Raw genomic sequence first — 15906 nt, 5'->3', positions numbered from 1 at the left:
GTTGAGGAGACTTTTCCTATATCGAATTTACTTTCCGACACAAAAGCCTGAAAAGACCTTGTCAAGGATATCGTCGGAGCGGACTTCTCCGGTAATTTCGCCTAAAAAGCTTAAGGCTTCTTCAAGGTCTTCTACGATGAGGTCGAGGGGGAAGCTTTCAAGAGAATTTTGATAGGCTGTTTTAAGTACATCCAAGGCCTTTTGAACGGCATCTCTCTGCCTTTCGCTTCCGAGGGAAGCTGTTTTTGAAAAGCCGGAACTGCCGGTATTTTTTGCGAGAACAGAATAGGCCTTTTCGGACAAAGCCTTAATTCCATTAGAAGCCTTTGATGAAATTATTATGGGCTCTGTAATTTTTTCGGCTTTTAAGATTTCTTTTATTTTTTCTTTTGACTCGGTATCGAGTAAGTCCTCTTTTGTGATAACCGTAATTACCGGAGCCTTTGCATTTTTTATAAACTCGGAATCATCCTTGTTTAAACTACCTGCGGACAAGATATCCTTAGGGTCGCAAAGGTAGAGGACAAGGTCAGCATTCCGGCTCATCTCCAAGCTCCGCTCTACACCGATAACCTCTATCGAATCCTGAGTATAGCGTATACCCGCCGTGTCGTAAAGGCTTACAGGGATGCCGTTAAAGTTTAGGGAAGCTTCAAGCCAGTCCCTTGTCGTCCCGTGAATATCCGAAACTATGGCCCTGTCTTCTTTTAGGAGGGCATTAAAGAGGGAGGATTTTCCTGCATTGGTCTTACCCGCAAGAACAACCTTGGCTCCTTGAATAAAGATTTTTTCAGCTGCCCATGAATCGGCTAATTTTTTTAGAGGTTCGATAATCCGTAAAATCAAATCAGGGGAAAATGCACCTTGGCTTGTTTCCTCATCTTCTGGATATTCTATTTCGACATCGGCCGCAGCGATGACAGCGGTTAGTCCGTGCTTTATTTCCTCTATTCCCGAAAAAAGATTTCCCGACAGGCGGCCTGCTGCAAGTTCTATATTTATATCGGTTTTTGAATTGATGATTTCGTTTACAGCCTCAGCCCGCGTTAGATCGGCCTTTCCGTTCGCAAAGGCACGGAATGTAAACTCCCCGCCCTCGGCCGCTCTAAAACCGTTTTCGATTAAAAGGCGGTAAATTTTTAAAACTACGGCAGTTCCGCCATGGCAGATAAACTCGACGGAATCCTCTCCCGTAAAACTTTTAGGTTCCCGATAAACGCAGACCGTAACCTCATCAACTTCTTTTTTTGATTCGGGGTCTAAAACCCAGCCGTGCAAGATAGTGTTGCCTTGGGCTTCTTTTAGTTTTTCAGGTTTTGAAAAGATTGCGGAAGCAAGGGCTATTGCTCCCTTCCCCGAAGTGCGGACAATGCCCAAAGCGGCAGGGCTTAGAGCCGTAGCTATTGCGGCTATCGGATCGTCCAGGGAATATTTACCTATCTGCATTATCTTCTCCCGAAATTTTTAAAATACAAAATATTATCGGAGCAAGCCCTGAAGCAATAAGGCCTACAGCAAAAAATTCCAAAAAGCGGTAGAGCCTGTATTGCGCATAGCTTGAATCTATTTTTAAAAGATAAAAAATCATAATCGGAATACAGGAAAGAGCAGACCCGATTATAAATCGCAAAAGCTTTTGTAAAAAACTTCCTTTCGAAGCATCAAAGCTATATTTTGAATTTTCAAGGATACGGATATTTCCAAAAGCAAGCCCAAGGATAAGACCTGCTTCATTTACCTTTTCTCTCGAAATTAAAATGAGTATAAACGCAAAAATAGCCGCAAGAGTAAACCTTATTGACGCAGTTTTTTTGAATTTAATATTTTGGGCATCGTTCTCATCTGTTCTATTTAATGCAGAAATCTTTGCTTCGATTGCAGGAAGAAAAAACATCATACTTAAAAAGATAAACGCCCCAAGGCCCCAGCCTAATAAGACATCGGTCGGATAATGCACGCCGAGATAAACCCGTGAAAAGCCTACCAATAGAGGCAGAACAATTGCAGCCGGTATTTTTATCTTAACCGAAGCTGCGCTTTTTTGAGGCTTTGCCGATTGGGCATCTTTTGAGAGTTTTTCCCTAAAGGGCTCATAAAACAAGACAGCCGGATAGATAAAAGCGCTTATCAAAGAATGTCCAGAAGGTGTCGAAAAACCGCCTATACTTTTAAGCATGATTTCGGGTGCATGAGCAAAGGGACGTGGAATTTTAAAAATCCGCTTAATCCCCCCATTGAGTCCCGATGTAAAAGCAGCGGCATAGGCAAGATGAAGCCCCTTTTTATAATCTATACACCAAAGATATAAGCCTATAATAAAAACTACAAATCCGTAAGTGGAAGCCTCCGTAAAAATTTTCATTACCTCGTTAAGAAAAGGACTTGAAAAATTTTGTACAGCCCTGATTACTTCTATTCCCCATTGGTGAATAAAATGAAGTTCTTTTGAAGCTGCCGTAAGTTCCGTCATTATAAGCCCTCCCCGTCAGGACGCAGATCCAAATATCTGCCCGAATTATTCCAATAAATATAGCCCTCATCTATGGAATCCTTAATTCCTAAAATTTGGCGTTTTACATAATTTTCATCATAGTATTTTTTGTCATAAGAAACCGGAATAAAAAAGGCTTGAGCCCAAGGGCGTACAATTACCTTGTTGCGTGCCATCAATTTGTTTCTATAAGAACCTTGATGATAAATTCGATAAGGCCTTTCTTCGGCAGGATTGTAGGCCAAAAAACTTTGAGAAAAATGACTGGGATAAAACATCGGGCAGATAACATCCACATATTCTGCAAGAAGTTCTACCTCCTGCCCAGTGCGGGCACCCGTGCGGTACCAGCCGTTTGCTCCGTAAATATCTATAGAAATAGGAGCCTTGATTCTTTCGCGTGAGTAGGCTAAAAAAGACATAAGGGCACTGACCTTGTCCATGCCGTTTTCCTTTGCCGGGTATCGGACGTCTGCAAGGTTTAAGCCGTCGGTAGGAAAACGAATATAGTCGAATTGAATTTCGTCAAAACCGAGGGAGCAAAGTTCTTCTGCTATATCGACATTGTATTTCCAAACGGCTTCGTTATAAGGATCGACCCAATGCTCCTGTATAATTTCTTTTTCTCCGTTATAAAGATTATAACCTTGCCAAGGTTTACCTGTTTCTGTATCCTGAACGGCATACTGCCCATTATTATATCTATATAAATTTTTATCTTTAAATACGACAATTCGGGCAATAAGATAAATCTTTTCCGCCTTTGCTCTTTTTATAAATTTTTCAATATCAAGAGTATACTTTATGCCATTATATTTTTTTATATCTTCGTTTTTACTTTCATAGCGGACAAAGCCATATTCATCTTTCATATCGATAACAAGGGCATTGAGCTTATTGTCCTTAATTGTTTTAAGATGTTTTTCAAAAGATTTTTCATCCCGCATCTGATGTGTAGGAGTATAAATGCCTTTTTTACCGTCGGAGATTTTTAAATAAGGATTGCTTTGATTTTTTTTGTCGTGTAACAACCATAGTTCGGATAAGGATAAATTACCGCTAAAAGAGGTTAACCTATTCGGAACAAAGGCGCAAAGATAATTTGAATTCTTCAGGTATTTTTTTATCCTATCATAATCTTTTAATAATTTGTTGGAAGTATAGATTTGAGTATTCGGCATAATTAAATTGGTTTCAAATAAGCCGCCTTCCATAACTCCGAAAACCGTATTGTCTATTATATTTAAACTATCTACACAAACAAGCTTTTTATTGTTTGCTTCTTTTTCATTTAAGAGTATAAATAGTTTTTTATTCCAATCAAGCTTATACATTAAACCTGAAAATGTTTGAGCACAGTAAATTTCAGAATTGTTCGAGATTTGATTAAAAACAATATCCGATATTTCTTCAATCCCTTCAGGGCCTTTTTTTAAACCATCACTTATATCGTTCCAAATTTTTGAATTTACATCGGGCTGTTTCCAAGCCATACCTGCAATAGAGTGAGAAACAAAAACCGTTAAAACTTTTTCTCCCCTTGAATTAGGCATATCCAAAACACTGACAGCCTTTATTCCGTTTACCGAATGATTTACCCCAAGGTCCTCCCAAGTTTTTCCGGAATCCCGTGTCAAAAAAACATTGCTTGAAGTTGCAGTAACAAAGATGTTCGGATTAAAAGGGTGAACCTCCAAATCTTTAAGTTGAGGAATTTTTTCTATAAAAGTCTTGTTTCCGTTTTTATCTATATTTTTAATTATTTTTTTTGGAAGTTTATCATTTAGATAGTAAAATTCTTTTAAGTTTTTGCTTGCAGCCAGCCCCTTATCGGTTAAAAAAAGCCATTGATTTCCGGCCTTAGATATTTTAAAAACAGCCGCATCACTCCAAATCTTTTTTGCCCTAAAATTATCTATTTTAAACAAGCCCTCATAACTTCCTGTCAAAAAAGCATCTTGGGCATAAAGCGGGAGCATAACAATCAACAAAACAAAAGCAAGCCTTAAAGCTCTTTTACCGCAATAAAACATTTTCATAGGCTCACATAATGCCATAAATTGAAGATATATGCAAGCGGTGTTTTTGGGGATTGCATTTTTTGGCAAGAGCACTTAGAATTTATACTGCCGATAAACAGATTCATCGGCTCTTACATTTTTCTCTAAAATTTAGTATAATAATAGAATATTGGAGTTTTATTATGAAGATAAATTGTCCTTGCGATAAAAGTTTTGAAATTGAACATAATGCCAAAATAAATTTAGACAAAGAACCTGAAATATTAAAAAAAATAGCTGACGGTTCATATTTGACCTTTAAATGCCCGCAGTGCGGAAGGAATGTCCGGTCCGAGATAAAAACAAGAATAGAATGGCCGTCAAAAAAGCTTATCTTGCTCTTCGTTCCTGAAGCCGATAGGATAGCCTGCCTTTCAAGCTGTTCCGGATTAAAAGAGATAAACGAAAAAACAAAAAAAGCAGAAAAGATAGAATATGAAAAAGCCGATGAAACCCCGGTTATAGGTTATTCGGAATTGGCCGAGCGTATTGCCGTTGTAGAGGCCGGCCTCGATCCTCATGCCATGGAAGTTTTAAAATTCTTTATATTGGACAGCGGAAAAGACATAAAGGGCAAAAAGATAAAAATCTTTTTCCACTCGGTAAACGATGACGGCAACTTCGAGTTTTATGTTTACGGCTTAAAAGAAGATCAAGTAGCGGTTATGAAAATTCCCGTCAAATTATATGACTCGATTTGTCAAGATATAAAAAACAAAAAGAAGTCCGAGATTTTTACGGCAGTCTATTTGGGAAACTATCTTTCCTACCAAAATATTTTTACCGAAGGAAGGGATTCATAGTTTATGTACAAAAAATATCTTTATTTATTTTTTGCTTTAATTTTATGTTTTTCATTAGGTGCTCAAAATACGGATTTACCTTGGAGTGAGGTTGCCGAAAATCAAGGAGAACAAACGGGAGGAACCGGCCAAGGAGGCGGAACAACAGGCTCAAGCACCCCCTCACAATCACAGCCGAATACAAACTCAAGCTCTGCCTCTCAATCACAACCGGAGGCAAACTCAAGTGCAAGCCAGCAAACTCAAACAGGAGTAAATGCAAACACAAACCAACAAACTCAATCGGCATCAAGCGGAAACACGGAAGCTCAATCCTCAGAGATAAAGACTGAAGAAACCAAAATAAATATCCTTGTATTCGCTCAGGCTATGACACTTGCAGTTGCAAACGATAAGGCTCTTTATTCACGTAACTCGGCCGCAAGAGCAAACCTCCCCGAACAAGACCAACTCCGTTCGGCAAAGGTCATTCACAAATTTTCGGGAGGCGTTACCGAGATAATGAATTCGGGAACATTGCCGATATTTTTTGCAGCTGGAAAGGACGGCTTTGTTACCAGATATTCTTATCCGAAATTTGAACCCGATACTTGGCAGCTTTCAAGTATGCCCATACAAAAAATAGCCGTACATCCTCAAGGAAGGCTTGTTGCAGTTTATGAAACAAACGGCTTCAGCATTCATCAAGTTTCTCTTTGGGATTGGGCAAAAAAGAAGACCTTATTTTCAAAACGCCTATCCGACTCGGTCGTATCCCTTTCATGGTCGGCCAACGGAACCTACCTTTTTGTGGGCAACAGGTCTACCGACGGCATCACTGTATTGGATTCAAAAGGCACAGTACAAAACATCTATCAAGAAGCCCCCGGAATAGTTTTTTTGGCAGCTACGGCATCAAGCGAAAGAAGCATTGTAACTTACGGAGAATCAGGCCGCCTTGTTTACACCGATATAGCAAAGAAAAAAAAGCTAAAAGAATTCAGAACAGAGAACAAACTTGAAAATCCGAATCTTATAAAAAACTTTACAAGAATTATCGGTTATAAGGACAATAATGTCTATGTAATAGATGCAGTTACGGGAGAAACCTTATCTAAACATCAAGCCCGATATGCCCTCTTTGCTTCTAAAATTCAAGATTCGGTTCCTATTTGGATTGAAAGAACTCGAAGAAAAAATGAATGGTGCATAAGACAGGGAGACGCTTCTTCAAACGGCTTTTATGTGCCGGGAAATTCCAAAATAACGGCAGCCCGCCATATTAAAAATCACATGGTAATCGGCACCCAAGACGGAGCCATTTACATGATAGGCCTAAACGAAGACTCTTCAGTAAATCTTGAAAAACCGCTCACTTACTCCGGCTCAAAAATAGATGACATTACAAGCGATGGAAATGTTTTGTACATCCTAAAAGACGGAAAAATCTATGTTCAAAATTCCCCTGAAGAAAAACCCATACCGATAATAGAAGACCTTAAAACAAATAAGTTTACATTCTATAACAACGGATTTTTGCTGTGGTCGGACATAAAAAAGGCGATGCCTATCTCCCACTACTCCCTTGATACAAAGGAACTAAAAAAAATTACCACACCTAAAGAAACCGTTATATCCGTTTCGGTTTATAAGAATTTATTTTTATATGTAGAATCTTTTAACGGAGTTACATTGGTTAATTTTGATAACGGAAAAAAAGAATTCGTCTATAATGCCCCGGGAATTCAAAATGCGGTTCAAGTAGACGACAACACAATGCTGATTGCCAAAAGTTCCATAGGACGCTCGCAAAGTCCGGTCTTTATAATAAATACCCTAACGGAAGAAACAAGTCCGATTCCGATGGAAGGAAATTTAGCCTTTGCTCTTGAGCAAAATGCTTCACGCCCTAACAGCCTTGCATGTTTTTTGGTAGGAACAAGTCCTTCACCTAAAACAGAGCTGCTGCATATCAGCTTAAACCAAAAAAATCCTATAGACAGCACTTTTAAACCGATTCTTTCCTACAAGGAAGAAAGCGTAGATGCCTTTTTGGAAATTTCGGGAAACGACATTTTAACCAACTTGGGAAACAGCTCGCTTGTTCACTACAATACCTCATCAAAGCAGGCCAGAAGATTATCCCGCTCATACGGATTTCCCAAGGAAGCGATTATCTTAAAAAAATATTTTATCAGCCTCAACTTCGGCGATACTCTATCATGGTATGAGCGGAAAACAGGGGCTATTTTAAAAACAATAACAGTAGAGTAAGAGAAATTTATGAAAAGATATATTTTATTTTTAATCCTTGCAGCAATGATTTTTACCTCATGTACAAAAACCGAAGAAGACAAGATCGCGGTCATCTGGACGGACAGGGCGGAGTTTGTTTCATACTGTGAAGTTTTTAATAACTCTCAAAACGAGTATAAAATTATTGTAGAATACAAAAAGAGCCCTGTCGATGCCATCATAAATACTGATGTGCAGCCCGACATAGTTATAGGTTCATGGCTTAAAGGTAAATCGGCCAGAGTAAAGTTTCGAAAAATCAATAATCTTTTCGGGGAAAAAAAGATAAACAAAACCGACTTTTATCCCGAACTCTTAAACCTAGGAAATATTTCCGGCAACCAATATCTATTGCCTATAAGTTTTAACTTACCGATGATTATATTTTCCTCGGCAAATAAGTTTAAAACAAAGAGCGATTTTTCCATTTCTACTGATGAGATAAGAGATTTTTCAATTAAGTTTAATAAGGCAAACAGAGGGACTTATACTGCAATGGGCTTTTCTCCACGCTGGTCGGATGACTTTTTATACATGAACACCAAGGGCTTCAATGCCTCCTTTGAAGAAGAAAAAGATTTTTTTTCATGGAACGATAAGTCTCTTCAAAATGCAATAAATTATATAAGAGATTGGAGCAGCGAGGTAAACACATCAGCCGCTGCCGAAGATGACTTTAAATTCAAATATCTTTATGACTCGCCCTATGTTTTAGTCAAAAACGGAAGATGTCTTTTTTATTATGTCTCCAGTGAGGAGCTTTTTTCTACACCTCAAAAACGATTGGAAAATATAGATTTTAGATGGCTGGCTTTCGGCGGAAAGACACCCTTAAAAGACGACATTCTGTACGGTGGAATTTGCAGCAAAGCAAAAAACTCTAAAGCTGCCGAGGCTTTTTTTATTTGGTTTTTTCAGGTAAAAACCCAAGAACAGCTTTTAAATCGAGCCAATGAGATGGATCTTATGATAAATTCCTTCGGCCTTGCCGGAGGCTTTTCGGCCCTGCATCAAGTAACCGAAAAATTATTCCCAAGATATTATCCTCTTTTACTGGCACACCTGCCTCAGACACAAAGCTTTTATGCACCTCATATCTTGCCGAGCAATTGGCCGATGCTAAAAAAGGAAATTCTAATGCCCTATTTGAAGGACGCATGCAATGCCTCCGCCTACCCCGATTCTATTCCTTCTCTTAATAAAAGAATAGCAGAATGGTATAAAAATCAATAAAAATGCAACCTTATTATAATTAAGTTGTCATAGATATTTAATGGAGTACTTATGCAGACAATCAATGATCTCGGAAAATATACATTTTCAGCCTTATTAAGAAATTCGGTCTTAAAATTTTCAAATAGGCCTGCTCTTTCATATGTATCCGAACAGCCCATAAACTACAAAGAACTTAACGAAAAGGTTGAGTCTATAAAAGCCTTATTACATTCATTGGGCATAAAACCTCTTGATAAGGTAGCAATTTTCAGTACAAGCTCGCCTCAGTGGGCAATTTCGTATTTTGCGATAGTAACACTCGGAGCCGTCGCCGTACCTCTTTTACCTGACTTTAATGAAAGTGAAGCTTCATCATGTTTAAAGCATTCGGGAGCAAGGGCTATATTTGCCGGAGAAAAACTTTTGGCAAAGTTAAACAATACCGATGACCTTGATGTCATAATCAATATACATGACTTTGCAGTAAAAAAAGGAGAAATAAAGACGGACAGTCCTCTGGCTGAACATGAATGTAAGGAAGAAGATATAGCTTCAATTATTTATACATCGGGTACAACGGGCCGTTCTAAAGGCGTTGTCCTTACACATAAAAATCTTATCTTTACGGCTATTGCAGGTCAGCACTGTCAACGCATAAACCAATATGAGGCAGCCCTTTCAATATTACCAATGTCCCATGTTTATGAGTTTACAATAGGCTTTTTAATGTTCATGCTGAACGGAGCCTGTATCTACTACCTCGAAGGTCCGCCTGTTCCTCGAAACCTCCTGCCGGCTCTTCAAAAGATAAGACCTCATTTTATGTTGAGTGTTCCGATTGTAATCGAAAAAATATACAAGCAAAAAATTCTGCCGGCCTTTAATGCAAGTCCCCTTGTAAAGAGGATTTACGGAACAAAACTCGGAAGAAAATTATTATGCCGTAGGGCCGGAAAAAAACTAAAAAAGACATTCGGAGGCCGTCTTAAATTTTTCGGTATAGGAGGTTCAAAAACCGACCCCGTTGTTGAGCAATTTATGGTTGACGCAAAATTTCCATATGCAATAGGCTACGGTCTTACCGAAACTTCTCCATTGGTTGCTTATTCCGCAGTGTACAAAACAACTCCCGGCGTAATAGGCGGCACCATCCCGGGCGTAGAAATAAAAATAGGGGATAAAGACCCTCAAACAGGAATAGGAGAGCTCCTAGTAAAAGGCCCCAATGTAATGCAAGGCTATTACAATGCCCCGGACTTAACAAAGGAAGCCTTTACCGAAGACGGCTGGTTCAAAACCGGCGATCTCTGTGCAATAGATGACAAGGGAAGAGTCAGCTTAAAGGGAAGATCCAAAAATATGATTTTAGGGGCTGCCGGAGAAAATATCTATCCTGAAGATATAGAATTTGTTCTAAACCAGCATCCCCTTGTATCCGAAGCCCTTGTTGTCGAAGGAGAAAATACATCTTTAGTCGCCTATGTACGCTTACAGGATGCTATAGGAGATGCCGTTTCAGGAATTTCCAATGCAATAATGCATAAAAGAGAAGAGATGCTGAATGAGATAAGATTTTTTGTCAACTCAAAGGTCAACAAGTTCTCAAAGATAGATAAAATTGAAGTTGTGGAAGAATTCGAAAAAACTGCAAGCCAAAAGATAAAGCGCTATCTTTATTCTCTGCGGCATGGCAAACCTCAACCGGAAGAAATAAAAAAATAATAAAAAAAGCCTCCTAAAAAGGAGGCTTTTTTGCTGCACGGATTTTTATAAAACGAGCTCAGTGTTTTAAAAAACGTTTTCCTATAAAAATTAAACTTGAGCCGATTCCTATTTTTTCTTTTTGCCGAAGAGCCGCTTAAAAAAGGCTTTTATTGAACGCCAGATTCTTACAAAAAATCCCGGATTTTTTAAGCGGTTAAGACGCGCAAAAGCGTTTAAAAGTTCTTCATTCGAAAACTGCTGTCTTTGCACATTTTCTTCAATCTCGATATCGAGAGCAAGGCTTTCATCCTCTACGGAAAGAACTCTGGCTTCTATGGTTTTCCAGCCCAGTTTTTTTGCAGCCTCCAATCTCCGTTGGCCGGCTATAAGCACTTTATTTTGATCTACAATAATCGGATTTAAAAGCCCTACACGGTTTAGACTTTCTGCCAGCTCTTCAATTTCTATAAATTCTTTTCTGGCTCTTTGTCTTACTTTTATCTCCTCTATAGGAATCTGCATAAGTCCTCCCATAATAATGCGACGTTTGCCGATAAGGCAAACTCGGCAGATAAACAGTGTGGCACCATTTGTGCCGAACTGTTTATCATTCCCCCATAATCAAAGGATTTATTTTCCATACTCCTTTGACAGATTTTCCAACTGCATCATAAACTCATCTTTGGTTTTTGTCCAGTCCTCGGAGCTCATTTCGAGCACGTTCACCCTGTCTTTAGGCATTTCTATCTTCTTTGTAATCTTGTTAGTGATAAGCATTTTTGAGTCAAGCTCAACGTTAAGACTTCCCCCGCCCATTTCTTTAGAAGAGGTTAAGTTTATTTTGTCAATGCCAAATTCCACAGTATCCGGACTCTTCTTATTAAAGCTGCCTGAAACAAACATTTGCATTATTTCCATATTGTTATCGTCATAACCTTCCTCTGAATATACGGGCACCATTTTGGGGAAAGCAAAATTCATTGAAGCTTTAAAATTATCCGACTGCTTTGTTTTATCTATCAGTATGGAATAATTTAGAGCTCCTAGTATCAAATCTTCACTCATCGAATCATTAGCAGAAAGCCACATATTTATCATAAAATCAGCTTTATTTTCATTTGATTCTCCCCTGCTTGTAAATGTGATAGTATGGGAAGAAGAATCTACATCACTAAAAAGTTCTATACTTGTAATTAAATTATTAAAAATATAATCATAGTCTTCAATTTCGTAGCTTAATTTAATCCAAGGCTTATCTGCTACAAAAACCGTAACCATATCTTTTGAAATTAAGCCGTCTTTTACGCTTATTTCTTCGGTAATGCGGAAGCCCTCAGGGATAGTCATTTTTTCAGGCGAAATATTTTCTGAAAAACTATCCATTATTTCTTTTGTAAGAATATCTTCATACATGCTCAACATTAATTTTAAGCGGTTATCGTTTTTTAAGGCATACCAAATAAGAGAAGGCACTTGTTTTAGCTGTTCATTGTTAAAAGTAATTTCATATCCCGAATCGGTCTTTTTTATATCGGCTTTTTTATAAAGAGCTTTTTCGGCATTTAAATATCTTTTTTTAGAATGTCTGTCAAGCTGCATTGTCATCATGTTTTTCATTTCATTATAGGAAAAATCCATATTAAAAAATGAAAGGAAATTTTTCGGAGAAACCAAGGCTAAAAATTTACCTATACCGTTTGACGGCAGATAAAATGTAGTGTCCTTTAAAAAAGGGCTGGCAGCTTCAATATTTTTATCGCCGAATTTCATAAGAAAAATAGGAAGATCGGACATTCCGGGAGCCGGACTTTTAATACCGTAAGAATAAAAAAGGGCTTTTTCTTTTTGGTCGTTAATAAAAGTAAAATTCAAGCCGATGTTATTTTTTATAAGATTCTCAATACCTGCCGCATCCAAAGGATTTTTATCGGCTTTACTGTTCTGAATGGTATTTTTAAAATCCTTAATGTGAGCATCAAATATTACAGAACCGTTTTTTTCCAGTTCACTGCTCATAAAATATTCATCTGAAAATTTCTTAATGGACTTTTCGGCTCTTTCCATGGATAATTTTTTTAATGCTATAATATCCTTTTCGTGCCTATTTCCGCAAGAAACAAGGAATCCGGCAAAGATGCCGACAATGGTAAATAAAATAAAAGATTTAAAGTTTTTCATATAGTACCTCATAAAAAGCAGTATAAAGAATTAGAGGCTTTTTGTCAATACTACGTAGCTATATAACCATAAAACCTAAAATAATTCTTTTGTTAGAAGAAGTTCGGGATCTGAAGGGATTTCATTTATGCGGAGCTCCCAATGCAAATGCGGACCTGTAGAAAATCCCGTTGTTCCTATATCTGCAATTTTTTCTCCTTGTTTTACCAAAGAATCTTCTTTTACGTGAATCTTATTGAGATGATAATAAATGGTGTAAACAGCCGGGGCATGTTCTATTACAAGGGTCCAGCCCGTTACTATCCTGTTTTCGGCAAGCACAACTTTTCCCGTTCCGGGAGCAAAAATCGGTGTTCCTATGGGAGAAGGATAATCAACTCCCCAGTGGCGGCTCACCGACGTTTTTCCGTCAGGGTATTTAGACGTACGCTTTTCGGCAAATGTTGAGCTTTTTCTTTTAGCATTAAAAGGCATTGCAAAGGGACCCTTAAAATAAAGGCTTTCAAGGTTTTGCATCTTTATAACTTCTGCAAACCTGTTTCGTTGTTCGGCTTTTTTAGGACTTTTATCTCTTAAAATTTGTGAATTTTTTTTGCTCAATTTCATTACATACTCTTCAAATTCTTTTTCTAAAACTTCAAAACCCCTATCTTCTTCAAATAAAGCTCCTTCAATTATCAGATGAGTCCGAATTTTCCATTTTCCGCTTTTCCACCAAACGGCAACAGCCGCAATTGCTGCCCATTCTTTTTCCGTTTTATCGATGGGAAAAGCATTGATGGTTTGAACTTTTTTTTCCGATGTATCATAAACGGTAATCCATGCTTTTTCTATTTTGCGTGCAGCTTTAAATTTTACGTTAAAAAAAGAACCCAACTCTCCTCTCTCCAGCAGCGAAATAATATAGAGAGCTTTTTCCGATTTGCCGTTTTGTTCAATATCGGAAATCTCCTTCTTCCCCGATGGATAGAGCGCAAATAAAAAGCAAAAAAACAATAATACTTGAAAACTTTTTTTTAACATTTTAATAATCCTTAAATTATGCTAATCTATTTTTTTTAAATCCTTGATAACCATTTTAGGAGTAACTGCCCCGTTAAAATAGTTTTTCGATACATTAAATACTATGTCGGCATAGTCTCCAACCTTAAACTCCGTTCCCAGTTTTTCGGCAGCCTTCCAATAAAGAGCATTCCATTTATATTTTCCGCACTCCAAGTTAAAGCGCAAATGAAGGGGCTCGGCCTTGCCTATAATATTTGCATTTAAAATTTTTACCCGCTTTGTCATAAAGGTCAAAGCCGGAGAATTACATCCGTAAGGCTCAAATTTATCGACTAAATTTAAGATTTCAGGTTTTAAATAATCATGAGGAAGCTCGGCATCAATTGTAAGAGTTTCGGAATCTGCATCACTTTCAAATTCCATTGACTCGGAAAATTGTTTTAAGCTTTTCAAAAACTGATTTAGCTTTTCCTGCTCGATGCCGAAGCCTGCTGCAAAATCATGTCCGCCATAGTCCAAAAAAAGCTCGCTGTATGGTTCAAGAAAGTCCAAAAGGCGGAAGCCCCTCGCCGATCTTATCGAGGCAACGGCACTGCCGTCAGGCATAAGGCAGATAGCAAGAGCGGGCAGCTTAAAGTATTCGGCCAATTTTCCTGCAAGAATTCCTGTAATTCCGCGATGAAATTCCGCACTGACGGCAACTACCAATTTTTCGTTATATTCCTTTAAGCTTTGTTCGGCCAAAGGTAAAGCAATTTCCCAAGCCTTGGAACCAAGAGCCTTTCTGTCCTCATTCATTTGAAATATTTCTTGGGCCTTAGCCGTTCTTTCACCCGAATCTTGAGCAAGAAAAAGCTCGATAGCCGTTTCGGGCCTACCCATTCTGCCGGAGGCATTTACCAATGGCGAAATATTCCACGCTATCTCTTCGGTGCCTATGGGTGCCCCTAAAAGTTTTTGCATAGCCATTAGGTCTACAAGACCAAGACGGGGCTTTTTGTTTATTTCTTTTAAGCCTTGTTTTACTATAATGCGGTTTTCTCCGGTTAATTCCATGAGGTCTGCAAGGGTAGAAAGGGCTACCAGCTGAATTTCGGAAGCCTCTCTTTTTCCGTAAAAATTATTTTTTTGCTGAACAAAGGTTATAAAGATATTTTTAAAAGTTTCAAGCTCCGACTGGGCATCTTCATAATATTTTCCGATTGTCGAAAATTCTTTTAAGCGCAAAAGGCTCATATCTCCCATTTGCGGAAATTGTTTTGCAACCTCTGGCTGAAAATCAAAAAAGTTAAATTCGATTCCGTTTCCGAAGATATTTTTAAGCTGTTTTTTTTGTAAGGGAGCATCCCATACGAATATTTGCTGACCGTTTAAAAAAGAGCCAAGCCTTGTTTCCGAAAAAGAAAGCATTCCCGGAACTATGGTTTCGGTAATTTTTCCGATTTGAACCATATTTACAAGTTTTACGGCTTCTATCGAGTAAGCATCATTTACAGGCCTTACATTTAAAAGGGAAACTTGCTGTTTATAAAAGGGCTGCATTCCGAAACGGAGGGCGGTGATAAGTTTCCATGCCGTAGCACAGCCCGATAGAGTTTCATGGGGGTAGCCCGAATCGGGCATCTTGCAGTTTATTATGACGGCTGCATCCGGTAAGCTCTCCTGAGGGGTATGGTGGTCAACCACTATTACATCAATACCTAAACTATTGGCTTTTTCAATTTCCCTAAAATTGGAAATACCGCAGTCCACCGTTATGATAAGAGTGCCGTCATTTGCAGCGTGCTTTTCTACGGCTTCCACGGAAAGCCCGTAGCTCTCATCTCCGGTAGGAATACGCCATGACACGTCAAGCCCCATATCCTTTAAGGCTTCATAAAGAAGGGTCGTACTTGTAATGCCGTCCACATCTCTGTCGCCGAAAATTAAAACCTTCTCCCCTTCTTCTTTTGCATCCAAGATACGGTCTACGGCATCTTCCATGTTTTTAAATAGGAAGGGACTGTGAAGATAGCGCATATCGTCTTCCAAATAGAATAAAATATCCTTCCCTTCAATAATTCCGCGGCGTACCAATATTGCCGAAGTCAGGGGATCACATCCGTATTTTCTTTTTATCTCGTTTACAAGTTCGGGGCCTATTTCTTTTTTTTGCCAGTCCATTTTTTTCTCCGCA

At 38.5% G+C, this 15906-nt stretch carries 11 protein-coding genes; 4 read left to right on the top strand and 7 right to left on the bottom strand.

Features of this window, described 5'->3' with window-relative positions; all coding sequences use genetic code 11:
- Window positions 1–27 precede the first annotated feature (27 nt).
- Genes mnmE through HO345_RS02815 form a run of 3 tightly spaced genes read right to left on the bottom strand, consistent with a single transcriptional unit; the run spans window position 28 to window position 4548 of the window.
- Window positions 28–1446, bottom strand: a complete 1419-nt coding sequence (gene mnmE / locus HO345_RS02825; protein WP_253683727.1) for a tRNA uridine-5-carboxymethylaminomethyl(34) synthesis GTPase MnmE — start codon at window positions 1444–1446, stop codon at window positions 28–30.
- A complete protein-coding gene (locus HO345_RS02820) occupies window positions 1433–2470 on the bottom strand; it encodes a phosphatase PAP2 family protein (protein WP_253683726.1) in 1038 nt (345 codons plus the stop codon). The genes mnmE and HO345_RS02820 overlap by 14 nt, the downstream gene beginning before the upstream one ends.
- Entirely contained in the window at window positions 2470–4548 is a 2079-nt protein-coding gene (locus HO345_RS02815; protein ID WP_253683725.1) for a putative glycoside hydrolase, read from the bottom strand. Before HO345_RS02815 ends, HO345_RS02820 begins: the two co-directional genes overlap by 1 nt.
- A 146-nt stretch (window positions 4549–4694) precedes the next feature.
- On the opposite strand from HO345_RS02815, the gene HO345_RS02810 reads away from it, so the two are divergent.
- Genes HO345_RS02810 through HO345_RS02795 form a run of 4 tightly spaced genes read left to right on the top strand, consistent with a single transcriptional unit; the run spans window position 4695 to window position 10565 of the window.
- Window positions 4695–5354: a CpXC domain-containing protein gene (locus tag HO345_RS02810; RefSeq protein WP_253683724.1), complete on the top strand. Its 660-nt coding sequence runs from the start codon at window positions 4695–4697 to the stop codon at window positions 5352–5354.
- Window positions 5355–5357: 3 nt separating this feature from the next.
- Window positions 5358–7607 carry a WD40 repeat domain-containing protein gene (locus HO345_RS02805; RefSeq protein WP_253683723.1) on the top strand — a complete coding sequence of 750 codons (2250 nt, stop codon included), beginning with the start codon at window positions 5358–5360 and terminating at the stop codon, window positions 7605–7607.
- 9 nt (window positions 7608–7616) lie between these two features.
- On the top strand, window positions 7617–8861 hold the full coding sequence (locus HO345_RS02800; RefSeq protein ID WP_253683722.1) for an extracellular solute-binding protein: 1245 nt from the start codon (window positions 7617–7619) through the stop codon (window positions 8859–8861).
- A gap of 51 nt (window positions 8862–8912) precedes the next feature.
- Entirely contained in the window at window positions 8913–10565 is a 1653-nt protein-coding gene (locus HO345_RS02795; RefSeq protein WP_253683721.1) for an AMP-dependent synthetase/ligase, read from the top strand.
- Between the two features lie 108 nt (window positions 10566–10673).
- Here HO345_RS02795 and HO345_RS02790 read toward each other — a convergent pair whose 3' ends face one another.
- From HO345_RS02790 to recJ, 4 genes are all read right to left on the bottom strand, one after another.
- Window positions 10674–11069 (bottom strand): ParB N-terminal domain-containing protein, encoded by a 396-nt coding sequence (locus HO345_RS02790; protein WP_253683720.1) that lies wholly within the window; start codon window positions 11067–11069, stop codon window positions 10674–10676.
- A gap of 108 nt (window positions 11070–11177) precedes the next feature.
- The gene (locus HO345_RS02785) at window positions 11178–12725 is read right to left on the bottom strand and encodes a hypothetical protein (protein ID WP_253683719.1); all 1548 of its coding nucleotides are present in this window, start codon (window positions 12723–12725) and stop codon (window positions 11178–11180) included.
- 75 nt (window positions 12726–12800) lie between these two features.
- Complete coding sequence (locus HO345_RS02780; RefSeq protein ID WP_253683718.1) at window positions 12801–13748, bottom strand: M23 family metallopeptidase; 948 nt, start codon at window positions 13746–13748, stop codon at window positions 12801–12803.
- Window positions 13749–13769: 21 nt separating this feature from the next.
- Entirely contained in the window at window positions 13770–15893 is a 2124-nt protein-coding gene (gene recJ / locus HO345_RS02775) for a single-stranded-DNA-specific exonuclease RecJ (protein ID WP_253683717.1), read from the bottom strand.
- Window positions 15894–15906: the final 13 nt, after the last annotated feature.

Source organism: Treponema denticola (assembly GCF_024181645.1).
GTDB lineage: Bacteria > Spirochaetota > Spirochaetia > Treponematales > Treponemataceae > Treponema_B > Treponema_B denticola_A.
Note: the sequence above shows the minus strand (reverse complement) of the source record. Positions and strands in the feature narration are given on the sequence as shown.